The sequence below is a fragment of the Arthrobacter silvisoli genome, from assembly GCF_003369445.1.
GTDB classification, from domain to species: domain Bacteria; phylum Actinomycetota; class Actinomycetes; order Actinomycetales; family Micrococcaceae; genus Arthrobacter; species Arthrobacter silvisoli.
In genome coordinates this window covers 46,719-68,782 of sequence record NZ_QRCU01000032.1, presented here as the reverse complement: position 1 = coordinate 68,782, position 22,064 = coordinate 46,719, and the positions used below count along the sequence as shown (strand labels likewise).

The following is a 22,064-nucleotide window of genomic DNA, read 5'->3' as shown; positions in this document are numbered from 1 at the left end:
GGTTTTCCTTCTGTTTCCACTCTCTCCGCGACGGGACCGGGGAACATCGCGCACGGGGTTGATCCGGCAGGGCCATGGGGTTGAGCCCCGGATCAACCGATTGGTTGATCCGGCCGCCCCGGCGCCGGAAGAGGCACCTTTCTGTCAGCGCCGGTGGCTAGTCTGGACGCATGGAGGAACGGAAGGAGCCCCGGAGCCCGCACGGCGAAGGAGGACAGAACCAGGGCGGCACGGCGCTGATCCTGCGCGTCCTTCGGGTGAGCCTGCACGTCGGCTTCGCCGCGCTGCTGCTGGTGGCGGTGGTCCGGCTGCTGGTCGCTCCCGCCCCGCCCGTGGCCTTGGTGACGGGCCTGCTCCTTTCGCTGCTGCTTGCGGCCGTGTATCTCGCGGGCACCATCCTCGAAAAACGCCATGCCTCGGACGCTGCCCGATTCGACCCGAATCCCTTTGCGCTGCGCTGGCTGGGCGCCGTGACCCTGCTGTGGCTGCTCTTGTTGCTGGTCAGTTCCGATTTCGCCTGGGTGGCCTTTCCGCTGTTTTTCCTGCAGTTGCACCTGCTCCCCCTGCGCTGGGCGCTGTCCGCCATCGGCGCCAGCACGGCCCTGCTGGTGGGGGCGCTGTGGTTCCACAGCCGCGGTGCCAGCGGCACCGGCGACGGCGGCCTGCAGCTCGCGATGGTCCTGGGGCCCGTGTTCGGGGCGGCATTCGCCGTCGTCACCGGCCTCGCCTACCGGGCGCTGTACGCCGAAGCCGAGAACCAGCGGCGTGCCGCCGAGGAACTGCGCCGCACCCGCGCCGAGCTCGCCAGGAGCCAGCACGACGCCGGAGTCCTGGCCGAGCGTGAACGGCTCGCCCGCGAAATCCACGACACCCTGGCCCAGGGTTTCTCCAGCATCGTCCTCATGGGCCGGTCTGCTGCGAAAGCGCTCGAAGCCGGGGACCAGGAGACCGTGCGCAGCCGGCTGCAGACCGTGCAGGAGACCGCGGCCGCCAACCTTGACGAGGCCCGTCACTTCGTCCGCGGACTCCGGCCGCCGGCCCTTGAGCAGTTGACCCTTGCCGACACCCTGCGGCGGTTGTGCGCCAAGACCGAAAGCGAGGCCGCGGCCCGGGGTACCCCGCTGCGTTGCCGCTTCGAGCTCGACGGCACCCCCATCGAGCTGCCCAACGCCTACCAGGCAACCCTGCTGCGGGCGGCGCAGTCTTCGCTCGCGAACGTCTGGTCCCATGCCAGGGCGCGGACCGCCGTCGTCACCCTGTCCTTCCTGGACGCCGAGGTGACCATGGACGTCTACGACGACGGCGTGGGCTTCGACCCCGCCACCGTGCTGCCCGCCGCGGCAGCGCGGGGTGACGGAAACGGCGTCGGGATCAAGAGCCTGCGCGAGCGGTTGTCCGCCCTGGGCGGCACCCTTGACGTCGAATCCGCCCCGGGGGAAGGAACCGTGGTGGCCCTCCGGCTGCCGCTGCGGGAAGGGAGTGCGGACGATGCCTGACATCCGCGTGCTGCTGGTGGACGACCATCCGGTGGTGCGGGCCGGACTCCGTGCCATGCTGGCCGACTTCGACGGTGTCACCGTGGTGTCCGAGGCGGCCGACGGCGGTGCCGCCCTGGCCGAACTCTCCCGCCTGAACGCGCTGGGCGAACCCGTGGACCTGGTCCTGATGGACCTGCAAATGGGTCGTGGGATGGACGGTGCCACTGCCACCGGCCGGATCAAGGCCGGCGCCGCCGGAACCCCGCCGCCGCCCGTGCTGATCCTCACCACCTACGACACCGACGCCGATATCCTGGCCGCCGTCGAAGCCGGCGCCGCGGGCTACATGCTCAAGGACGCCCCGCCCGAGCAGATCCGCCAGGCCGTGCTTTCCGCCGCGGCCGGCCAGACGGCCCTGGCGCCCGGGGTGGCGGCGCGGCTCATGGGGCACATCCGCAATCCGGAAACGGCCTTGAGTCCCCGGGAACTGCAGATCCTGGAACTCCTTGCCACCGGCCTCGGCAACCGGGCCATCGCCCGGCAACTCTTCATTTCCGAGGCCACCGTGAAGACCCACCTGGTGCACATTTACGCCAAGCTTGGCGTGGACAACCGCACCGCCGCCATCGCCGTGGCGCGGCAGCGGCGGATCATCCGCGACTCCTGAACGCCCTGCGGAGGGGGCCGGCCGCCGTCGGGGCTGTTTATGCCGTCCGGGGCCTGTGATTGTATAGATGTATACAAGTATTTGGAGCCGGAGGCCACGATGGCGGAACCACACGCCCGGAACACCGGGGCACATTTTGTCTATGCCGAGCTGAAACGACGGATCCTCAGCCTCGAACTGGAGCCGGGAGAGCGGATCTACGAACCTGCAATGGCCGCAGCCCTGCACGTCAGCCGGACACCGTTGCGGGAGGCCATCAGGCGGCTTATCTCTGAAAGCCTCCTGGAGCAGCAGCCCACGGGTGGGGTGGTGGTGCCGGTGCTGGACGACGCGGCCGTTTCCGAACTGTACGACGTCCGCGCTGCGCTCGAGTCACTGATGGCCAGGGAAGCCTGCGCGAAGGCCACGGCCGCGGACATCGAACGCCTCCAAGGCATCCTCGAGCGCAATGCGGCCAACGTGGCGTTCGCCGATGAAGCCATGAAGTACGGCGAGGCGCTGCATGCGGCGATTGCGGGGATCGCCGGAAATTCCTGGGCATGGCGCTTCCACGAGCAGGTGTCCAGCCACATGCAGCGTTACCGCCACTACACCAACAACACCCAGGAACGCCGCGACCAGGCCCTCGCCGACCACCGGGTCCTCGTGGACGCCGTGGCTTCGGGCACACCGGATGAAGCAGCCAGGATAGCCTTCGACCACGTGATCGGTGCCCGTAATGAAGCGCTGCGCGCCACCTCGGGCGGCACGCCCGCCACCACATGATCGGCGAGCTCGGCCGCCGCTCGGTCACCGCACTCCTGGTCAACTCGACACTGATCCAAGCCATCACGTTCCTGGTCCGGCCGGCCGCAACGTACCGGGCGCTGGAATTGGACGTTCCCGGTTACGCCTTGGGCCTGCTGGCCGCCAGCTACGCCGTCTTTCCCCTGATCCTGGCCGTTCCCACCGGCGGGCTCGTGGACCGGCTGGGAGAGCGCCGGCTCATGGCCATCGGCGCGTCCGTCGTCCTTGCATCTTCGGCCTTCCTCCTGCTGTGGGGGTCCTCGATCGTGGCGCTGGTCATCGGAACGGCCCTCCTTGGCGCCGGGCAGATGGCCTGCGTCGTGGGGCAGCAGGCGGTGGTGGCCAATAATGCCACCTCATCCCGGCTGGATTCTGCCTTCGGATACCTGACGTTCGCCGCCTCGTTGGGCCAGGCCCTTGGCCCTTTCGCCATCTCGCTTGTCGGGGGCTCCGCTGTCCGTCCCGACACCCAGGCGATCTTCCTCCTGGCTACCGGCATGGGACTGGTGATGCTGGTGACCACCTTCGCCATCTCCGCCGGTGTCAGCGGCAGGAAGAGAAAGGCTGTTGTCGGCGACGGCAGCAACGGAGGGGCTGTTTCACTGCTCAGGGCACCCGGAGTTGCCCGTGCCCTGGCCACCAGCGCCACGGTGCTCGCCGTCGTCGACCTGACCGTGGTCTACCTACCGGCGCTCGGTTCGAAACGTGGGATCTCCGCGGCGACAGTCGGCCTGATGCTCACCATCCGCGCGGTGTTCTCGATGGCGTCGCGGATTGGCCTGGGACGGATCTCCCGGAAGCTGGGGCGCATGAAGCTGTTGGTCATCAGCCTTGCCCTCTCCACCGTGACCCTGGGCGTCGCGGCGATTCCGATGCCGGTGTGGCTCCTGTTCGTGGTGATGGCGCTGCTGGGACTCGGCCTTGGCATCGGGCAGCCGTTGACCATGTCCTGGTTGTCCGCCCAGGCGCCGGCGGGGCAACGCGGCAAGGCGCTGGCCCTGAGGCTCGCCGGAAACAGGGTTGGCCAGCTGGTGTTGCCCAGTGCCATCGGCGCCGTGGCTGCCGGTCTCGGCCCGGCAGGGGTGTTCCTGGCATCGGCGGCGGTGGTCGGAGCGACGCTCGTGATGCTGCGTGGCGTGCGGCTGGACGACTAGCGGCAGCCTGGCCGGCCGGCGCCGGCTTCCGGTTCCAGTCGGCAGGACACGGCATAATGGCGCGGGTGGGGAAAACAACAGAGTTTCTGGTAACTGGACTTTCGGCCCTGATGCTGGCCGGATCGCTGGCCGCGTGCGACGACGGCCGTGCCGGGGCGGAGGGCGCCGCGAAGCAGCTCGCGTTCTCGCTCGCCGCGCTCGACGTCGGACCGCTGTCCCTGGAGGGGACGGACACCGCCGCTGCGAACGAACAGCTCAAGGCCGTGTTCGCTGACCTCGGCGACATCAAGCCGGCCGTGGCGGCCGGTGAGCTGAAGCTCGACGGCAGCAAGGCCACCGTGCCGCTGAACTACAGCTGGAAGCTGGGCACCGCCGAATGGAAGTACAGCTCCCAGGCTGAGCTGAAGAAGTCCGGGGACAAATGGTCCGTGCAGTGGAGCCCTGCGCTGCTCGCCCCGGAACTCAAGGACGGCGAAGTCTTGGATGTGACCACGGCCAGGGCAAAGCGCGGCGGTATCCTCGGCGCCGGAGACACCCCGATCGTCCAGGACCGCAAGGTAATCCGCGTGGGCCTGGACAAGACCAGGGTGGACGCCGCCAAGGTGGATTCCTCCGCCCGCGCACTGGCCGCGCTGGTGGGTCTGGACGTGGCGGAATACGCGAAGCAGGCCGCGGCCTCGGGCCCGCAGGCCTTCGTGGAGGCGATTGTGCTGCGTGGCTTCACCGCGGAGATCACCGAGGCCAAGCTGAAGGCCATCCCGGGAGCGGTAGCCCTGGCCGACACCATGCCGCTGGCACCGAGCCGCACCTTCGCCCGCCCCGTCCTGGGTGCCGTGGGCCAGGCCAGCGCCGAACAGATCGAAAAGTCCAAAGGCGCGCTCAAGGCCGGGGACATCGTCGGCACCGGCGGCCTGCAGGAAAAGTACGACTCGCTGCTGCGCGGCAAGGACGGCCTGGTGGTGGCGGCCGTGCCCGCTTCCGGACAGGACGCGCCGGCCGAAGGCACCACCCCGGAACCGCGCACCCTGTTCGAAGTCCCGGCCACGGACGGCACCTCGCTGAAGACCACGCTGGACGTGAAGCTGCAGCAGCTGGCCGAGACCACCCTGGCGGACATCGGCCCGGCGTCGGCCATTGTGGCGATCCGGCCCTCCACGGGGGCCGTGCTCGCCGCCGCGTCCGGCCCAGGCAGCAACGGCTACAACACCGCCATGCTGGGCCAGTATGCTCCCGGCTCCACGTTCAAGATCGTCGATTCCCTGGCGATGTTCCGCGACGGCATGACCCCCGACTCCAAGGTCGAGTGCACGCCCACCCTCACCGTTGACGGCCGGACCTTCAAGAACGCCGAGGGCTACCCCGCGTCGTCGCTGGGATCGGTCCCGCTCCGGGAGGCCTTCGCGCACTCCTGCAACACGGCCTTCATTTCCGCCCGGGACAAGGTCAGCCAGCAGCAGCTCGAATCCGCGGCCACGTCCCTCGGAGTGGCCGTCGAAGCGCCCAAGCTGGGCGCCGACGCCTTCCTCGGCTCCGTCCCCGGCACCGCCGAAGGCACCGAGCACGCCGCGTCCATGATCGGCCAGGGCAAGGTGCTGCTCTCGCCGCTCGCAGCGGCGGTGATGGCTGCTTCCGTGGGGCACGGCGCTCCCGTGTCGCCGCAGTTGGTCCTTAACAGCGGCGCCCAAGGCGGCGACGGCGGTGCGTCCGACGGCGGCGCCTCGCCCTCGGCGGGTTCCTCGCCGTCGTCGTCGGCTTCCGCTACGGCTCCGGCGATCGCGAAACCGGTGACGAAGGCCGAAGCGGCAGCCCTCAGCGACATGATGCGCGCCGTGGTGACCTCCGGCCATGCCGGCTTCCTGGCGCAGGTGCCCGGTGCCCCGGTTGGCGCCAAGACAGGGACCGCGGAGTTCGGCAAGGACAACCCGCCCAAGACCCACGCCTGGATCGTGGCCGTGCACGGCGACCTGGCCGTGGCGGTGTTCGTGGAGGACGGGGGCCTCGGCGCCACCACCAGCGGACCGCTGCTCAAGGAATTCCTGACCGCGGCGGGGTAGTGCCTGCTTGCGGCCAGGACATATCCTCAGCCTGTCACGGGATCTTCAGTGAGGCCCGCACCGGAAAGCAAGCATCGAGGGGGAACGCATGACCACACCACCGCCGGGTCTCCAGCCCGGATACCCGCAGCCCGACCAGACGCCGGTCACCCAGGGCCAGCTGCGCTGGTATCTCGAAGGCATGAAGCATGCCCGGTTAGCCGCCGTGTTCGGGGTGCTCGGGATCGTGTCCATAGGCGTGGTTTTCGGTCCGCTGGCGATCATGCAATCCAAGAAGGCCGAGGCCTACGGAGTCCCTGCCCAGGACGGAAGGATCATGGGCTGGGTGGGGATCGGCCTGTTCATCGCAGCGTGCCTGTTTTTCATCGCGTACTTCATCTTCATTGTGAGCATCATTTCGCAGCTGCCGCACATCATCAGGACGCCGCTACCGAACCGGTACTGACCGGGACGCGGACCGGGCCGCCTCAGCGTGGCCGCGTCAGCCGTGGGACGGTTCGCCGGTGAGCTGGTGGTCGGCGTGGTTCAGGGTTTCGCGGATGAGCCGGACCAGGTGGCCGTCGTGCAGGGAGTAGATGACGTGCCGGCCGTCCTTGCGGGTGTCCACGAGGCCGCTGAGCCGCAGCTTCGCCAGATGCTGGCTGACCACGGTACGCGGAACGTCGGCCACTTCGGTGAGTTCGGTGACTGACTTGGGACCCGACGTCAGCTGCCAGAGCAGGTGCAGCCGGGTGGGTTCGGCGAGCATCCGCAGCGTCCCGGCGGCCGCGTCCAGCAGCCCGGCGTCGGGCGTGACCTCGTGGACCAGCGACGGCGCGGGGTCTTGCCGCTTCGTGGTGGCACTGCTGGTGGCGTTGGCCATGCTCAAAGGCCTGCTCCTATTCCTTGAGTTCCGCGGCTTCCCCGTTGGCCGGGCGGGGTCCGGAGGCGGTCCCCGCGCCTGCGCGGCCAGGAGAGGAATGCGCCCGTACCGCCAATCATCGCAACAAAAGCCAGCGCGAGGGCAGCCGGGCCGAGTCCCGCCGCGGCACCCAGCCAGCCCGCCAGCGGATAGGTGAGGATGTAGCAGGCGTGCGACAGCGAAAACTGGGCGGTGAACACATAGGGCCCCGTCACCTCATCCGAGGCTTCACGCAGCAGACGGGCCGACGGCGTCAGGACCGTCGAGTTGCCGGCGCCAAGGAGGAGCCACAGGCCCAGCATCCACCACCAGGCAGCCCCCGAACTGGCAGCTGAAGAAGTGCGGCCGCGCTCCGCAAGGAATGTCAGGGCCGTGGCACCGGCCATGACCACGGGGATGACGGCCGCACCGGTGAGCATGACCGCACGGTCCCCGAAGCGCTCGAGCAGGCGGGGCGCACCGAGCGCCACCGTCATGGAACCCACCCCGAAACAGGCCAGGGCCAAGGCAAGGTCCGTCTCCGGCCGGTGCAGCACCTCCCGGACATAGACAACCGTGTTCACCAGGACCAGCGCCGTGGGTGCGGCAACCACCAGGTTCAGGGCCAGCAGCGAACGCAGTTTGGGGGTCCGCCAGAAGATCCTGGCACCAAGGGTGGTGCGGTGCCACAACGACGCCGGAGCCTCCTTGCCGTGCGGTCTCCCCGAAGCGCCGGCCCCGCTTGCGGGCAAAGCGGAGCGGACCACCAGGAATGCCGAGAGCAGGAAACCCGCCACCGTGCCGAGGAACACCTTGTTGTAGCTCAGCACGGTCAGCAGCAGGGCCGCGATCGCCGGGCTGGCCAGCGCCTCCAGGTCGTAGGCCAGCCGGGAAAGGGAAAGGGCGCGGGTGTAGTCCCGCTCCGCCGGGAGGACCACCGGGATCAACGACTGGAACGCCGGGGTGAACGTCGCCGAGGCGGACTGCAGCAGGAAGATCACCACGTAGATCTGCCACGCCTCGGTGATGAAAGGCAGGCACAAGGCCATCGCTGCGCGCAGCAGATCGGCCCCGATGAGCACCGGCTTCTTCGGTGCATGGGCCAAGAGGGCGTTGATCACCGGAGCGAAGCCCACGTAGGCGGCCATCTTGATGGTCAGGGCCGTGCCGAGGACGGCACCGGCCTCCTTTCCGGCCAGGTCAAAGGCCAGCAGGCCGAGGGCAACAGTGAGCAGCCCCGTACCCAGGAGAGCCACGATCTGGGCGGAGAACAGCAGCCGGTAGGTACTGTTCCGCAGCACCGACAGCATCAGTTCCCCTCAATTAAGTGCATATGTGCATCATAGTGCACTTATTGGCGGCGGAGACCGCGGCGTCTTCACTTTCTGGGCGGTCCCCCATGGCCCGAGCCGCCGGCCCGGCAGAAGTGGAGATTCCCTGGACAGCGGCCTGTCCAGGGAATCTGCCTCAGTGGTTTGCCGAGCTTCGGACCGGAGCTTTGGGAGCAAACTACGCGTCCTGCGAGGGGGCAGCGAGCCCGCCATAAAAACGGACGATGTCGGCGGCGATGGCCTCCGGCGCTTCGTGGGCCGCGTAATGGCCGTGCTCCGGATAGACCGTCCAGGCTGCGATGTTGTTGTGGTCGCGCTTGGCGAAGCGCCGGATGGACTGGAAATCCCGCCCTCCCGCCGCGAGGGCAATGGGCACCACGGTTGGTCCTGCCGGGCGTTCCTGGGACTTGGCCATCTCGTAGTAGAAGCGCACGGACGAGGCCATGGTCCGGGTGAACCAGTAGACGGCGACATTGGCCACGATGAAGTCGGCGTCAAGATCGTCCCCGAAGAGCTGGCTGTTCCAGCCAAGAAGGCCTGCAGGCGAATCGGCCAAAGCATGGGCCAAGGTCTGGGGAGACTGCGACTGCAGCTGGTTGAAAGCACCCATGTTCTGCCAGAACCAGGTCAAGTGCTCGATCGCAGCTTCTTCCTCGGGTGTCAGCTCTGCCAGCTCCGTTGGATCACCGGTGGGGAAGGAGAACAGCTGGGTGACGTGGACACCAATGACGTGGGTGGGGTCCAAGCGCCCGACCTCCGGGGAGATGATGGACCCGCCGTCATTCCCGACGGCCCCGTAGCGTTCGTACCCAAGCCGCGACATCAGTTCCACCCAAGCCTTGGCCACCCGGTACTGGTCCCAGCCCCGCTCGCTTGTGGGGCCCGAAAAACCAAAGCCGGGCGTTGAAGGAACCACCACGTCGTAGCCGGCGGCAACCAGAGGGTCGATGAGGTCGAGGTATTCCACGATGGAACCCGGCCAGCCGTGGGTGAGAATGAGCCCTGTTGCGTCCGCCTTGCCGCTCCGGACGTGCAGGAAATGAATCTTCTGCCCATCGATCTCGGTAATGAACTGCGGGTAACTGTTTATCCTGGCCTCGAAGGCGCGCCAGTCAAAGCCATGGCGCCAGTGGGCCAGGAGTCGCCGGACCCTGTCCACGGGAACGCCGTACTCCGAGCCTGAGTCCGGAAGTTGGTCCGCCCATAGGGTTCGGTCCAGCCTTTCATGAAGATCATCGAGCTCTGCTTGGGGAACGCTTATCCGAAACTGGTGGATGCTGCTGGTGCTGACTTCCGCTGCTGTCGTTTCCATGACTAATCTCCCGGTGAGTACCGCTGGCGGCAAACGGAACGGTTTATTCCGTTCTGCTTTAATCGTAGCGGAACGAAGCATTCCGTTCAATGCTATTCTTGAAAAATGAGCACTCCCCGCGACCTCAGGGATCCAGGCGCCTACGCCGGCCCTCTCAGCGGCCGGCGGGCCCAGGCCGCGCGTAACGACCATGCGATCCTCTCTGCGGCGCGAACCGTTTTCCTGCAGAACCCGCACGCACCCGTTGCCGCCGTGGCCACGGCGGCGGGCGTGGGCATTTCAGCCCTGTACAGGCGCTATCCGGGGAAGGAACAGCTTCTTCAACAACTCTGCGCTGATGGACTCAGGACGTTCATCGCAGTGGCGGAGCAGCATTCGGATGCACAGCCCGATCCCTTCACAGCGCTCAAAGAGTTCGTCCGGGGCATTGTTGACGCAGATGTGCACGCCCTCACCGTCAAGCTCGCGGGAACCTTCGCGCCTACCCCGGAACTTGGCGAACTAGCGGCCCGCGCCGGCACGCTCGCCCAGGAAATATTCAACCGGGCATTCGAGGCGGGAGCGTTGCGTGCAGATGCCGACGCCAACGACATACCCATGATCTTTGAACAGCTCACTGCCATCCGCCTTCGTGACGAGGCGCGCACTGCAGCCCTCCGCCACCGTTACCTGGATGTCCTGATGGACGGCCTCCGCTCCAAGCAGGGCGCCGAGGCCCTCCCGGGACCTCCTCCGAGCAGCGAAGAACTTGGCGAGCGGTGGATAGTACCGGATGCCATCATGGACGGATGGCCAAGCCCTTCACCCTGACCCAGCTGCGGTACTTCGCCGTCGTGGCCGAGCTTGAGAACATGACGGCCGCTGCCAGCGTCCTGAAGGTCACGCAGCCCGCACTCTCCACCGCCATGGCACAGCTCGAAGCCAGCCTCGCGACGCAGCTCTTCGTGCGGCAACGGACCAGGGGAATCCGCCTGACGCCAAGCGGCAAGCAGTTCGCCCAGGACATCAAGTCCTTCCTGGAACATGCCGATTCGCTGTATGAGTCCGCGCGGGGCATGGCCGCCTCATTGTCCGGTGAGCTCAAGGTGGGGGTCTTCGCGCCCCTGGCCCCGTTCCGCCTGCCGGCCATCCTGCAGACCTTTGAGGCCAAGCATCCGGGCGTCGACGTTTCCATCGTGGAAGCCGACCTCGCCCGGCTGCAGGAAGTGCTTCTGGACGGGCAATGCGACGTCGCCCTGATGTACGGGCTCGGCCTGGCCCGCGGATTCAGTTACACGGTCCTTGAGCGCATTCCGCCGCACGTCCTCGTCCACGAGGGGCATCCGCTGGCGGTCAGTGGCAGGCGGGAGATCGCCCTCCGCGAGCTTGAAGGCGAGCCGTCCGTGGTCCTTGACTTGCCGCATAGCCGCGAGTATTACGAACACCTCTATGCCATGGCAGGCGTCGTGCCGAACGTCCGGCACCGCTTTTCCGGTTACGAAACCGTGCGTTCCTTCGTGGCCAAGGGACACGGCTACGCGGTCCTTAACCAGCGGCTGCGAAGCGACCTGACCTACTCCGGCGGCCGGGTGGTGCCGCTGACCCTAACGGACACCTTCCCGCCGATCGAGGTGATGGTGGTCCGCCCGGAAGGCGTCCAGGCCACGCGCCGCGTCCTTGCCTTCGAAGAAACCTGCCGGCTCCTGTACGGGGCCGGAGAAGCATAAACGGAATCTATCGGCCTGCTAAAAACAATCAATTAGACAGATGTGATGACCGTCACGGATCGTTGAAGCCAACCTCTTCAAAGGAGATCCAATGGTCCTGAAGTACGTCGAAGATGTCAGCGGAACCTCGCCCGAAAGCTCCACCGTGAAGGCAAGCACCGCGGCGCCGTCCAAAACCACCGCGATGCAGAAACGGGTCCTGGCTGGCGGCAGCGTCGGCCAGTTCATCGAGTTCTACGATTTCACGCTCTACGGCCTCACCGCGGTGATCTTTTCCCAGTTGTTCTTCCCGGGCGGTAACCCGCTCACCGCCATGCTGGCGACCTTCGCTACCTTCGGCGTCGCCTTTGTGGTCCGCCCGCTCGGCGGCCTCTTCTTCGGGGCGCTCGGCGACCGGATCGGCCGACGCCGGGTCCTCACCATCACCCTCATGGCGATCGGCGGCGCCACTGCCCTGATGGGCCTGTTGCCCAGCTACGCCCAGATCGGCGCCTGGGCTCCGGTCTTGCTGGTGCTCTGCCGCCTCATCCAGGGTTTCTCGGCCGGCGGCGAATCCGTGGGCGCGCCCTCCTTCGTCTTCGAGCACGCCCCCGTCAACCGGCGCGGCTTCTGGCTCAACATCACCATCGCGGCCACGGCCCTGCCCTCCGTGGTGGCCGGCACCATGATCCTGATCCTCAGCCAGTCCATGTCCAACGAGATGTTCACCGGCTGGGGCTGGCGGCTGCCGTTCCTGCTGGCCCTTCCGCTGGCCATGGTCGGGGTCTGGATCCGCAGCCGCACGGAGGAAAGCGAAGCCTTCAAGGATGCCCAAGCCGGGCGGGAAAAGGAATTCAGCCCGGTCCGCGAAGCCTTCCGCGCGAACAAGCTCCGCATGGTGCAGGTCATCTTCGTCATGGGACTCACCGCCATGGGGTTCTACTTCCTGTCCGCCTACTTCGTCTCCTATGTGCAGACCACCGGGCACCTGAGCCGCGAACAGTCGCTGATGGTGAACGCTGCGGCGCTGGCCCTCTACGCCGTCCTCCTGCCGATCGGCGGACGGCTGGGCGACCGCTTCGGCCGCAAGCCGATGCTCATCGCCGGTTCCGCGGTGCTCGCCGTGCTGTCCGTGCCGAGCTTCATGCTGGTCACCAGCGGGAACCTGGGGCTCGCATTGCTGGGCCAGTCCCTCTTCGTTCTGGCGCTCTGCGTCTACGGCGGTGGCTGCTACACCTTCTTCGTCGAAATCTTCACTACCAAGACCCGCTTCACCTCCGCGGCCGTCAGCTACAACGCGGCCTACGCCATCTTCGGCGGCACCGCACCGTTCGTCGGCACCGCCCTGGTCGGGGCAAGCGGCGTCCCGCACATGCCAGGCGTCTACATGGCGGCTGCTGCCGCCGTCGTACTCCTCCTGGTCACCCTCACCAAGGTGCCCGAGACCCGCGGCCGCCTCGGCTAAGACTTTCCCACCCCGCTCCAGCAAAGGATTCCACCATGAGCGCAACAGCCTTCCTCCAGGACTTCCACCACGTGGCGACCATCGGCGCCACCGCCCACAACGGCGTCGAGCGCCAGGCGGCCACCGCCGAGGACGGCCGCACCCGTGACTGGTTCGCCGCCTTTGTGCACGACGCCGGGTGGCAGCTCCAGGTGGACGGCATCGGCAACATGTTCGGGCTGCTGGAGTGGACGCCGGGCGCCCCGTACATCCTGATCGGCTCGCACCTGGACAGCCAGCCGCTCGCGGGACGGTTCGACGGCGCCTACGGCGTGATTGCGGCCCTGCACGCGGCGAAGGCAATCGACGCCGAGGTGGCCGGCTCCGGCACCGCGCCCCGCTACAACCTCGCGGTGGTCAACTGGTTCAACGAGGAAGGCAGCCGATTCGCCCCGAGCATCATGGGCAGTTCGGTGTTCGCCGGCCTGTTCGAGCGGGAGCAGATGCTCGACGTCCGGGACCTCGCCGGGACCAGTGTCCGCGAGGCGCTGGGAAGCATCGGGTACCTCGGTGCCGACACCGGGCCGGAGGTGGCCGGCTACGCCGAAATCCACATCGAACAGGGCCGCATCCTGGAACGCGAAGGCATCCCCATCGGCCTGGTGGACTCCAGTTGGTACACGCAGAAGTTGGACATCGAGGTGCTCGGCGAGCAGTCCCACACGGGCGCGACGGCCATGGCCGACCGGCATGATGCGCTTGTTGCCGCCGCCAAGATCATCCTGATGGTGCATGACGTCACCAAGGACTTCGCCGAGGAAGCACTGGTCTCCTCGGTGGGGCAGTTGACGCTGGAGCCCAACTCGCCGATCGTCGTTGCACGCCGGGTCCACCTGGTGGCGGACCTGCGCTCCGGCGACCCGGAAATCGTGCGCGCGGCCCGGGCCAAGCTGCTGCAGGACATCGACGCCTTGGCCAAGGAGCACGACATCAAGGTCAACGTGAAGGACTTCGACATCCGCCCGATCCGGCGTTTTCCCGAGGCCGGCCTTGAGCTGTCGGAAAAGGTGGCAGCCAACCGGGGCCTCACGTCCCGCCGGATCCAGACCATGGCCGGGCACGATTCCGTCGCCATGAACACCATGGTTCCTTCGGTGATGCTGTTCATTCCGAGCGTGGACGGCGTCTCGCACTGCGAGCGGGAGTTCAGCACCGACGGCGACATGCTCACCGGGGTGGACATGCTCACCGGGGTGGCGCGGGAACTCGTGGCGGGGGCGCTGGCATGACCGGACTGCCCGACTTGCACTATCTCGACGCCGGAACGGCCCTGCGGATGTTCCGCAGCCGGGAACTGTCCCCCGTGGAACTCATGGAGGCCGTCATTGCCCGGACCGAAGCCGTCAACGGCGGCATCAACGCCCTGACGGAAACGCTCTTCGACGAGGCACTGCGCGGGGCCCGGCAGGCTGCCACCGCCTACGCGCGGGGCCGCGGGCTGACTCCCCTGCTGGGCCTGCCCGTCGCGGCAAAGGAGAAGCACGGACTCGCCGGACACACTCTGTCCCAGGGCCTGATCGCGCAGAAGGACGCCGCGGCTACCGAAGACCATCCCGTGATCGCACGCATCCGGGCGGCCGGCGGGATCATCCACGCGCGCACCACCACCCCGGAATACAGCTGCGCCACCATCACCCACAGCCCGCTCTGGGGAGTCACCCGGAACCCCTGGAATCCCCGGTATTCTCCGGGTGGTTCCTCCGGTGGTGCGGGAGCAGCATTGGCCGCCGGGCTGGCTCCCCTCGCCACCGCCTCGGACATCGCCGGCTCCACCCGGCTGCCGGCGTCGTTCACTGGAACCGTGGGCTTCAAGGCACCATACGGCAGGATCCCGGGGCTCGCCCCGCTGTCCGCGGACCACTACCGCGGCGACGGACCGATGGCCCGCACCGTCGCGGACACGGCTTTGCTGGCCAACGTCATGGCCGGCCGGCACGCCGGAGACCACACCTCCCTCGCCGATGCCGATCCTTTGGCGGTTCCGGCGCCCGCGGCGGATTCGGTGCGGGGAACGCGGATCGCGCTCTGCATCCGCCTGGGAAACTACCCGGTGGCGCCCGACGTCGAGGCCAACACCCGCGCGGTGGCAGCGGCCCTGCGCGATGCCGGAGCCGTCGTCGAGGAAATCGAACTGCCCTGGACCACCGAATTCATCAGCCGGACCATGTTCACCCATTTCGGCTACCTGCTGGGGCCGGCGATGGAAGACGAAACGGCCGGCACTGAAGATCAGCTTGCGCCGTACACGCGCCGCTTCATGGCCGATGCCCGCGCCGCCGCGGCCGCCAACCGTTTCGTGGACGGCATCCGTGCCGAAACGCAGATCCAAGCCGAGCTCGCCGCTGCCATGGCGGGCTATGACGCGTTGCTGTGCCCGGCGTCGGCGGTTCCGGCACTGGAGGCCGAAGGGGCATACCTGGACGGGATCGACGCCGGCGGGGTGCGCCTGGAGCACTACTGGCAAGGCCACATGACCGGACCGTTCAACATCGCCAACCGCTGCCCGGTGCTCGCTGTGCCGAGCGGAATGGCGGACTGCGGCATCCCGACCGGGATCCAGATCGTCGGGCACCCCTTCGACGACGCCACCGTTTTCAGGGTGGGTGCCGCCGTCGAGGTCCTGCGCCCCTGGGCTCAGCGCCGGCCGCCGCTGAACGGGGCCTGAACTGGAGCTACTCCCGCGCCCGGCTGCTTGCTAAGCTCACATCAAGTCGAGCATTGGATCTAGCTGAGGGGATCAACATGCCCGTCGGCCAATTGCGCGAACCCGGCAGACCGCGCCATGTGGATCATCGGCGGCGCGGGGTCCGGCCCGCCGCCAGCCCCCAGGCAGCCCGCGATGGTGCTTGACACGACCAGCCTGAGAGTCGCCTTTGCCGTCGTCGCGTTCACCGTGGGCATCCTGTTCTATTTCGCGGATTACCTCAGCACGCGCTCCCCTTACAGCGGCTGGTGGTGCGTCTCGCTCGCTCTGTTCCTGACCGGATCGGCCGCCCTCCTGCTTGAAGCGACGGCCCTCCGCTGGTTTGCCAACCCGGTGGGAAACTCCCTGCTGGTCGGGGGTGCGTGCGCCGTCTGGGCCAGCGCGCGCTCGCTGCGGGCGCTCCATCCCCCTGTTTGGGTGCTTCTTGCCGTGCCCGGTTGCTCGGCCGTCGCCGCTGCAGTGGATCATCCGGGCTCCAATCCGTGGGCCGGTGATGCGGTGTTCCTGGCGTCCATGTGCTTCATGATCGGACTGGCCGCACGGGAATTGTGGCTCGGGGGACCCGAGGCCTCCAGGATACGGATGGCCATGTGTGTTGCCGCGGCCTCGGTTGCCACCTTCTACTTCTGCCGCCTCATGTCATTCATCCTCGATGGCGCCGGCAGCCCCCGGTACAACACTTTCTTCGGGTCCGCCGTCACCACCCTCGTGGGCATGGCGTTCCTGGCCGTTGCGTCCTTCAGCATGTTCGCCTTGAGCAGCGAAAACCGGGCCCGGGTGCTCAGGACCGCCGCCGCCCAGGACGGACTCACGGGCCTGTTGAACCGCGCGGGTTTCCTCCAGGAAGCAGGTGATGAGCTTCGCAGGATCCGGCTGGACGAGACGCACGGTTCCCTCGTCCTGGCCGACATTGACCATTTCAAGGACGTCAACGACAGCTACGGACATGCTGCGGGCGACGTTGCCTTGAAGTCCTTCGCCGGGGCGTGCCGGGCTGCGGTCCGTTCCGGTGATCTCGTGGGCCGGATCGGCGGAGAGGAGTTCATCCTCCTGGTACCGGGCATCAGCGCCGAGCGGGCGCGGTTGATTGCCGCGGATATCAGCAACCGCTTTGAAACAGCAAGCGCGGCTGCCCGTTTCCCGATGCCCACGGTCAGCTACGGAATCATCCCGATCGGCAAGGAAACAGCGGACCTCGATGAGCTCATCGCGGCCGCCGACGCTGCTTTGTACATGGCGAAGAGCCTCGGACGCAACCAGGTGGTCATCGGTACCCACCGGGGCTGAGGTGGGGCCCGGGAACTCTGGACATCCTCCGCTTGCCATGCACACTTGAATTCATCACTTGCTGAATTGATGGGCCACCGGGAGGTCCCGTGTACGAGGCAGAATCCACAACATGTGCCATCGCGGGCGGTGGCCCTGCAGGAGTCATGCTGGGCCTCCTGCTGGCGCGGGCCGGCGTCGAGGTTACCGTGCTGGAAAAGCACGCCGACTTCCTGCGGGACTTCCGCGGGGACACGGTCCACCCATCCACCATCCGGCTCCTTGACGAACTGGGCCTGGGCGAGGGATTCCGTGCGCTCCCGCAGAGCAGGCTCGGCAACTTCCGGCTGCCGGCTCCCGACGGCGACATCACCCTGGCGGACTTTCAGCGGCTGAAGCCGCCCTACAACTACGTGGCCATGGTGCCCCAATGGGAACTGCTGAACTTCCTGGTCAACGCCGCCCGCGACGAACCGTGCTTCACGCTCCGGATGAATACGGAGGCCACCGGGCTGCTGCACGACGGCGGGAAGGTCGCCGGAGTCTCGTACCGCACCCGGGATGCGCAGTCCGGAGAGGAGGCAGGGACGGGGGAGCTCCGGGCGGAGCTCACCGTGGCCTGCGACGGCCGGGGATCCGTGCTGCGCCGGGAAGCCGGGCTGGTCCCCCGCGAATTCCCGGTTCCCTTCGACACCTGGTGGTTCCGGCTCTCGCGCAACCAGGACGAACAGGGCCAGATCGCGAGCCTGACTCCGCGCTTCGCCGGAAAAGAGGTACTGCTTGCCCTTACCCGCAAGGACTACTACCAAATCGCCTACATCGCGGAGAAGGGCGCGGATGCCTGGTTGCGCGCCGAAGGCGTGGAGCGCTTCCGTGAACGCGTCTCCCGCCTGCGCCCGGATTTTGCCGACAGGGTGGGCGAAATCCGCTCCATGGATGACCTGCACAAGCTGGACGTGAAACTCAACCGGATCAGCCGCTGGCACAAACCCGGCTTGCTCCTGATCGGGGACGCCGCCCACGCCATGTCCCCCGCCGGCGGGGTGGGAATCAACCTGGCCATCCAGGACGCCGTGGCCGCGGCCGCAAGGATTGCCGGGCCGTTGCTGCGCGGCCGGTTGACCGAACGGGACCTCGCCGCGGTGCAAAAGCGCCGCTGGTTCCCCACCGTGGCCATCCAGAGCGTGCAGCTCCTGCTCCACACGGCGATTTTCGGGCCGGCCGTGACCCGCGGCCTCTCCGGGCCGCCGGGCCCGGTGGTCTTCGCCGCCCGCCGCCTGCCCTGGCTCCGCAAGGTGCCGGCGTTCCTGCTCGGTTTCGGTCCCCGGCCCGAGCACGCCCCGGGATTCGCCCGGCGCCGGCCTGCCGCCGTCGGACCGTCCGCCGCGGAGGACCCGCCAGTTACGCCCGGAGCCGCACCGGAACGCGGACCGGAACCCGGAACGGGCCAGGGCCATGAAGGGTGAACGGCCGTTGCTGCCCCAGGGCTGGCGGAAGCTGGTCCTGGTTCTGCACATCACCGGCGGGGTCGGGTGGATGGGCCTTGACGTCGGCCTCCTGTTTCTCGTGTTTACCGGCCTGCTGACCGATAGCGGACGGACCGCCGTTGCCGTCTATACCGCGCTCGGAATATTCGTTCCGCCGGCCGTCATTATCCTGAGCCTGTTGATGCTCGCCACGGGCCTGGTCCAAGGCCTTTGGACCAAGTGGGGATTGGTTGAGTACTGGTGGGTGCTGGTGAAACTGCTGCTGGGAATCGTGCTGACCGTCCTGGTTTTCGTGGCGTTGCTCCCGGCAGTGGGTTCGCTGCCTGCCGGGCTGGGCGATGCTGACGGAGCGAGCGGGGCAGCGGTGCGACATGCTTTGGGGGCCGCGCCGGTCCAGCTCCTGTTTCCGCCGATTGTGTCGTTCCTGTCGCTCGGTTTTGCGCTGGTGCTCGCCATTTACAAGCCATGGGGCCGCGTCCGCCCGTGACATCGCCGCATGGGAAGATTGGGCAGTGGCCCATATTGACGTTTCCGGCATCGACTACTTCCTTTCCGACGGCACCCAGCTGCTCAACGGTGTGACCTTCAAGGTCCCGGACGGCAGCAAGACCGCGCTGATCGGACCGAACGGAACCGGCAAGACCACCTTGTTCAAGATCATCGCGGGGGACATCACCCCGGACGAAGGCACCGTGGGCCGCTCCGGCAGCATGGGCATCATGCGCCAGTTCGTGGGCCAGGTCCGCGACGAATCCACCGTGCGGGACCTGCTGGTCTCCGCCGCGCCGCCCGCACTGGCAGCGGCCGCGAAGGCCGTGGAGGACGCCGAGCTCGCCATGATGGAGCACGACGACGAGCCCACCCAGATGCGGTACGCCCAGGCCATCGTGGACTGGGGAGACGCGGGCGGCTACGACGTGGAGACCGTGTGGGACGAGGTCTGCATGGCGGCCTTGGGGGTTTCCTTCGACAAAGCCCAGCACCGCCGCGCGTCGAGCCTGTCCGGCGGAGAGCAGAAGCGGCTGGTCCTCGAAGCGCTCTTCGCCGGCCCGGACGATCTGCTCCTCCTCGACGAACCGGACAACTACCTGGACGTCCCCGGCAAACGCTGGCTGGAGGACAAGCTCAACGAGTCGAAGAAGACCGTGTTCTTCATCAGCCACGACCGTGAACTCCTCAACAACGCCGCCGGCAGGATCGTCACCCTGGAGCCGGGCATCAACGGCGCCGGTGCGTGGATCCACGGCGGCGGTTTCGGCTCCTACGTGGAGGCCCGGGCGGACCGCAACGCCCGCTTCGAGGAACTGCGCAAGCGCTGGGACGAAGAGCACGTCAAGCTCAAGGAACTGGTCAACATGTACAAGACCAAGGCCGCGTTCCGCTCCGACATGGCCAACAAGTACCAGGCCGCCCAGACCCGGCTGGCCAAGTTCCTGGAGGCCGGCCCGCCCGAGGCCCTGCCGCTGGAACAGAACGTGCAGATGCGCCTGCGCGGCGGCCGCACCGGCAAGCGCGCCGTGGTGGCCGAGAAGCTCGAGCTCACCGGCCTGATGAAGCCCTTCTCCACCGAGATCTGGTTCGGCGACCGCGTGGGCGTGCTCGGCTCCAACGGTTCCGGCAAGAGCCACTTCCTGCGGCTGCTCGCCGCCGGCGGCACCGACCCCGAACGCGAGCACCTGCCGGTGTCCGACGTCGAAATCGCCGAGGTGCCGCACGAAGGCACCGTGAAGCTCGGCGCCCGCATCCGGCCCGGTTTCTTCGCCCAGACGCACTCCCGGCCGGACCTGCTGGGCCGCACCCTTCTGGACATCCTGCACCGCGGAGACGAGCACCGCTCCGGCCTGGGCCGCGAAGCCGCGTCCGGCGCCCTCGATGCCTACGGCCTGGTGGGCTCCGCGGAGCAGAAGTACGACTCGCTGTCCGGCGGCCAGCAGGCCCGTTTCCAGATCCTGCTGCTGCAACTCTCCGGTGCCACCCTGCTGCTCCTGGACGAGCCCACGGATAACCTGGACCTGCACTCGGGGGAGGCGCTGGAGCGCGCGATCGACGCCTTCGAAGGCACCGTCCTGGCCGTGACCCACGACCGCTGGTTCGCCAAGTCCTTCGACCGCTTCCTGGTGTTCGGCTCGGACGGCAAGGTCTACGAATCCGCCGAGCCCGTGTGGGACGAAAGCCGGGTGGAGCGGGCGCGGTAGGGTGCTGCCGTTAGCGGGCAGCCGCGGCGACAACCATCATTGCCGCGCCGTTGCTGTGGATTCCGAACCGGCTGGCGCCCCATCGTAGGTCACCCATTGGGCAGTGGCCCGGGACCCCTGTGCGTGCAGACGTGTCAGGGCGCTGCTGTAGGCCGTCACGAAGTCTTCGTTGTCGATCAGGTCACCGAAGACCTCACGCTGAGAGATAAATGAGAGCGGCTCCTGGCGCTGCCGCGAGGCGGCCGCCATGAGGGATTCCTTCAGCCGGTCCACTACATCGATCGGCTGCCCCTGCTCGTCCTTGCCTTCGTCGTACCGGGCCCAGCTTGCCACGATGGCTGCGGACCGCTGAATTTCGCCGCCGTTCTCCAGATTGATGCGGATGACAGGCAGGAGCCATTTGGGAATCCTGTCCGAGCTTTCCGCGCACAACCGGGCCAGGGTGTCGCGGACGTGCTCGTTCGAGAAACGCTCGATGAGCGTGCGCTTGTAGCTCTCTAGGTCGATCCCTGGCACCGGCTGCAGCGTCGGGGTTGCTTCTTTGTCCATGTAGTCGAGCAGGAATCGCGCGAACAGCGGATCCTGGCAGACCTCGTGGGCGTAGCGGTATCCCGCCAGATAGCCGAAATAGCACATGCCCTGATGGCTGGCATTGAGCAGCCGCAGCTTCATGAGTTCGTAGGGTTCGACGTCTTCTACGATCTGGACGCCGGTCTTCTCGAAGGGAGGCCGTCCGAGGCTGAAGTGATCCTCCAGCACCCATTGTTCGAAGGGTTCACACACAACCGGCCACGCGTCGTTCACCCCGAAAGCCTCCTCGATGGCGTCGCGATCCTCCACCGTGGTCATCGGGGTGATTCTGTCCACCATGCTGTTCGGGAAGGGCACGTGCTCTTCGACCCAGGCCCCAAGCTCGATGTCTTTCAGCCGGGCGTAGGAGACAAACATCTTGCGGGCGACGTCGCCGTTGCCTTGGATGTTGTCGCAGGACATGATCGTGAAGGGTGCCAGCCCGCGGGCCCGCCGCCGGGAGAGCGCCTCAGTGATGAGCCCGAACGTCGTTCGCGGCGCGGTTCCTGCCTGAATGTCATGGACGACGTCGGGATTTCCGGCGTTGAATTCACCGGTGACGTGGTGGAAGTTGTAGCCACCCTCAGTGACTGTGAGTGAGACGATCCGGATGCCTTCGGATGCCATTTTCTCGATGACGGCCTCAGGGTCGTCGGGTGCGAAGAGGTATTCGATGATCGAACCGATGATCCGTCCTTCACGGGTCCCGTCCGGGTTTTTGACCACCAGGGTGTAGAGGCAGTCCTGACTGTCCATGACCTCCTTCATCCGCGCGTCGGCGGGAAGGACTCCCACGCCGCAGATTGCCCAGTCCAGTGCCTTACCGTCATTCATGAGGCGGTCCAGATACATCGCTTGGTGCGCGCGGTGGAAGCCGCCGACGCCGAAATGGACAATCCCGGCCTGCAAGGCAGCGCGGTCATAGCCCGGTTTGGCCAAGGTGGTGTTGATGTCGTGGAGAGTTGCGCTGGTGAGTGCTTGCATTTTCTTT

19 protein-coding genes are annotated in these 22,064 nt (G+C 67.2%); 15 read left to right on the top strand and 4 right to left on the bottom strand.

Going from position 1 to position 22,064, the window contains the following annotated elements; translation table 11 throughout:
• Positions 1–170 precede the first annotated feature (170 nt).
• From DWV11_RS08010 to DWV11_RS07985, 6 genes are all read left to right on the top strand, one after another.
• Positions 171–1,496: a sensor histidine kinase gene (locus DWV11_RS08010; protein ID WP_115788359.1), complete on the top strand. Its 1,326-nt coding sequence runs from the start codon at positions 171–173 to the stop codon at positions 1,494–1,496.
• The gene (locus DWV11_RS08005; protein WP_115788358.1) at positions 1,489–2,145 is read left to right on the top strand and encodes a response regulator; all 657 of its coding nucleotides are present in this window, start codon (positions 1,489–1,491) and stop codon (positions 2,143–2,145) included. Before DWV11_RS08010 ends, DWV11_RS08005 begins: the two co-directional genes overlap by 8 nt.
• Positions 2,146–2,244: 99 nt before the next feature.
• The gene (locus tag DWV11_RS08000; protein WP_115788357.1) at positions 2,245–2,910 is read left to right on the top strand and encodes a GntR family transcriptional regulator; all 666 of its coding nucleotides are present in this window, start codon (positions 2,245–2,247) and stop codon (positions 2,908–2,910) included.
• Complete coding sequence (locus DWV11_RS07995; RefSeq protein ID WP_115788356.1) at positions 2,907–4,085, top strand: MFS transporter; 1,179 nt, start codon at positions 2,907–2,909, stop codon at positions 4,083–4,085. Before DWV11_RS08000 ends, DWV11_RS07995 begins: the two co-directional genes overlap by 4 nt.
• Positions 4,086–4,141: 56 nt before the next feature.
• Positions 4,142–6,139 (top strand): penicillin-binding transpeptidase domain-containing protein, encoded by a 1,998-nt coding sequence (locus tag DWV11_RS07990; RefSeq protein ID WP_210725691.1) that lies wholly within the window; start codon positions 4,142–4,144, stop codon positions 6,137–6,139.
• Between the two features lie 88 nt (positions 6,140–6,227).
• Positions 6,228–6,584: a hypothetical protein gene (locus tag DWV11_RS07985; protein WP_115788355.1), complete on the top strand. Its 357-nt coding sequence runs from the start codon at positions 6,228–6,230 to the stop codon at positions 6,582–6,584.
• A gap of 36 nt (positions 6,585–6,620) precedes the next feature.
• Here the strand turns inward: DWV11_RS07985 and DWV11_RS07980 are convergent, their stop codons facing one another.
• The 3 genes from DWV11_RS07980 to DWV11_RS07970 all read right to left on the bottom strand — a co-directional run bounded on the left by DWV11_RS07980 (position 6,621) and on the right by DWV11_RS07970 (position 9,662).
• Complete coding sequence (locus tag DWV11_RS07980; RefSeq protein WP_115788354.1) at positions 6,621–7,001, bottom strand: ArsR/SmtB family transcription factor; 381 nt, start codon at positions 6,999–7,001, stop codon at positions 6,621–6,623.
• Between the two features lie 2 nt (positions 7,002–7,003).
• A complete protein-coding gene (locus DWV11_RS07975) occupies positions 7,004–8,329 on the bottom strand; it encodes an MFS transporter (protein WP_115788353.1) in 1,326 nt (441 codons plus the stop codon).
• A 199-nt stretch (positions 8,330–8,528) separates the two neighbouring features.
• Positions 8,529–9,662: an epoxide hydrolase family protein gene (locus DWV11_RS07970; RefSeq protein WP_115788352.1), complete on the bottom strand. Its 1,134-nt coding sequence runs from the start codon at positions 9,660–9,662 to the stop codon at positions 8,529–8,531.
• 105 nt (positions 9,663–9,767) lie between these two features.
• Here DWV11_RS07970 and DWV11_RS07965 point away from each other — a divergent pair, with 105 nt between their 5' ends.
• From DWV11_RS07965 to DWV11_RS07925, 9 genes are all read left to right on the top strand, one after another.
• Positions 9,768–10,472, top strand: a complete 705-nt coding sequence (locus tag DWV11_RS07965) for a TetR/AcrR family transcriptional regulator (RefSeq protein WP_115788351.1) — start codon at positions 9,768–9,770, stop codon at positions 10,470–10,472.
• Positions 10,451–11,368, top strand: coding sequence for a LysR family transcriptional regulator (locus DWV11_RS07960; protein ID WP_115788350.1), 918 nt, complete (start codon positions 10,451–10,453; stop codon positions 11,366–11,368). Before DWV11_RS07965 ends, DWV11_RS07960 begins: the two co-directional genes overlap by 22 nt.
• A gap of 91 nt (positions 11,369–11,459) precedes the next feature.
• Positions 11,460–12,812, top strand: coding sequence for an MFS transporter (locus DWV11_RS07955; protein WP_168404605.1), 1,353 nt, complete (start codon positions 11,460–11,462; stop codon positions 12,810–12,812).
• 35 nt (positions 12,813–12,847) lie between these two features.
• Positions 12,848–14,080, top strand: a complete 1,233-nt coding sequence (locus DWV11_RS07950; RefSeq protein WP_115788349.1) for a M20 family metallo-hydrolase — start codon at positions 12,848–12,850, stop codon at positions 14,078–14,080.
• On the top strand, positions 14,077–15,516 hold the full coding sequence (locus DWV11_RS07945; RefSeq protein ID WP_115788348.1) for an amidase: 1,440 nt from the start codon (positions 14,077–14,079) through the stop codon (positions 15,514–15,516). Before DWV11_RS07950 ends, DWV11_RS07945 begins: the two co-directional genes overlap by 4 nt.
• 174 nt (positions 15,517–15,690) lie before the next feature.
• Positions 15,691–16,842, top strand: coding sequence for a GGDEF domain-containing protein (locus tag DWV11_RS07940; RefSeq protein WP_115788347.1), 1,152 nt, complete (start codon positions 15,691–15,693; stop codon positions 16,840–16,842).
• An 89-nt stretch (positions 16,843–16,931) separates the two neighbouring features.
• The gene (locus DWV11_RS07935; RefSeq protein ID WP_281269602.1) at positions 16,932–18,287 is read left to right on the top strand and encodes an FAD-dependent oxidoreductase; all 1,356 of its coding nucleotides are present in this window, start codon (positions 16,932–16,934) and stop codon (positions 18,285–18,287) included.
• The gene (locus DWV11_RS07930; RefSeq protein ID WP_115788345.1) at positions 18,277–18,795 is read left to right on the top strand and encodes a hypothetical protein; all 519 of its coding nucleotides are present in this window, start codon (positions 18,277–18,279) and stop codon (positions 18,793–18,795) included. The genes DWV11_RS07935 and DWV11_RS07930 overlap by 11 nt, the downstream gene beginning before the upstream one ends.
• Before the next feature lie 25 nt (positions 18,796–18,820).
• On the top strand, positions 18,821–20,503 hold the full coding sequence (locus DWV11_RS07925) for an ATP-binding cassette domain-containing protein (protein ID WP_115788344.1): 1,683 nt from the start codon (positions 18,821–18,823) through the stop codon (positions 20,501–20,503).
• 36 nt (positions 20,504–20,539) lie between these two features.
• Here the strand turns inward: DWV11_RS07925 and DWV11_RS07920 are convergent, their stop codons facing one another.
• Entirely contained in the window at positions 20,540–22,057 is a 1,518-nt protein-coding gene (locus DWV11_RS07920) for a mannitol dehydrogenase family protein (RefSeq protein WP_115788343.1), read from the bottom strand.
• Between the last annotated feature and the right edge of the window lie 7 nt (positions 22,058–22,064).

Coding starts and splice junctions, on each gene's coding strand:
- DWV11_RS08010 (WP_115788359.1), top strand. CDS start 171: ATGGAGGAACGGAAGGAGCCCCGGAGCCCGCACGGCGAAGGAGGACAG.
- DWV11_RS08005 (WP_115788358.1), top strand. CDS start 1,489: ATGCCTGACATCCGCGTGCTGCTGGTGGACGACCATCCGGTGGTGCGG.
- DWV11_RS08000 (WP_115788357.1), top strand. CDS start 2,245: ATGGCGGAACCACACGCCCGGAACACCGGGGCACATTTTGTCTATGCC.
- DWV11_RS07995 (WP_115788356.1), top strand. CDS start 2,907: ATGATCGGCGAGCTCGGCCGCCGCTCGGTCACCGCACTCCTGGTCAAC.
- DWV11_RS07990 (WP_210725691.1), top strand. CDS start 4,142: ATGGCGCGGGTGGGGAAAACAACAGAGTTTCTGGTAACTGGACTTTCG.
- DWV11_RS07985 (WP_115788355.1), top strand. CDS start 6,228: ATGACCACACCACCGCCGGGTCTCCAGCCCGGATACCCGCAGCCCGAC.
- DWV11_RS07980 (WP_115788354.1), bottom strand. CDS start 7,001: ATGGCCAACGCCACCAGCAGTGCCACCACGAAGCGGCAAGACCCCGCG.
- DWV11_RS07975 (WP_115788353.1), bottom strand. CDS start 8,329: ATGCTGTCGGTGCTGCGGAACAGTACCTACCGGCTGCTGTTCTCCGCC.
- DWV11_RS07970 (WP_115788352.1), bottom strand. CDS start 9,662: ATGGAAACGACAGCAGCGGAAGTCAGCACCAGCAGCATCCACCAGTTT.
- DWV11_RS07965 (WP_115788351.1), top strand. CDS start 9,768: ATGAGCACTCCCCGCGACCTCAGGGATCCAGGCGCCTACGCCGGCCCT.
- DWV11_RS07960 (WP_115788350.1), top strand. CDS start 10,451: ATGGCCAAGCCCTTCACCCTGACCCAGCTGCGGTACTTCGCCGTCGTG.
- DWV11_RS07955 (WP_168404605.1), top strand. CDS start 11,460: ATGGTCCTGAAGTACGTCGAAGATGTCAGCGGAACCTCGCCCGAAAGC.
- DWV11_RS07950 (WP_115788349.1), top strand. CDS start 12,848: ATGAGCGCAACAGCCTTCCTCCAGGACTTCCACCACGTGGCGACCATC.
- DWV11_RS07945 (WP_115788348.1), top strand. CDS start 14,077: ATGACCGGACTGCCCGACTTGCACTATCTCGACGCCGGAACGGCCCTG.
- DWV11_RS07940 (WP_115788347.1), top strand. CDS start 15,691: ATGGTGCTTGACACGACCAGCCTGAGAGTCGCCTTTGCCGTCGTCGCG.
- DWV11_RS07930 (WP_115788345.1), top strand. CDS start 18,277: ATGAAGGGTGAACGGCCGTTGCTGCCCCAGGGCTGGCGGAAGCTGGTC.
- DWV11_RS07920 (WP_115788343.1), bottom strand. CDS start 22,057: ATGCAAGCACTCACCAGCGCAACTCTCCACGACATCAACACCACCTTG.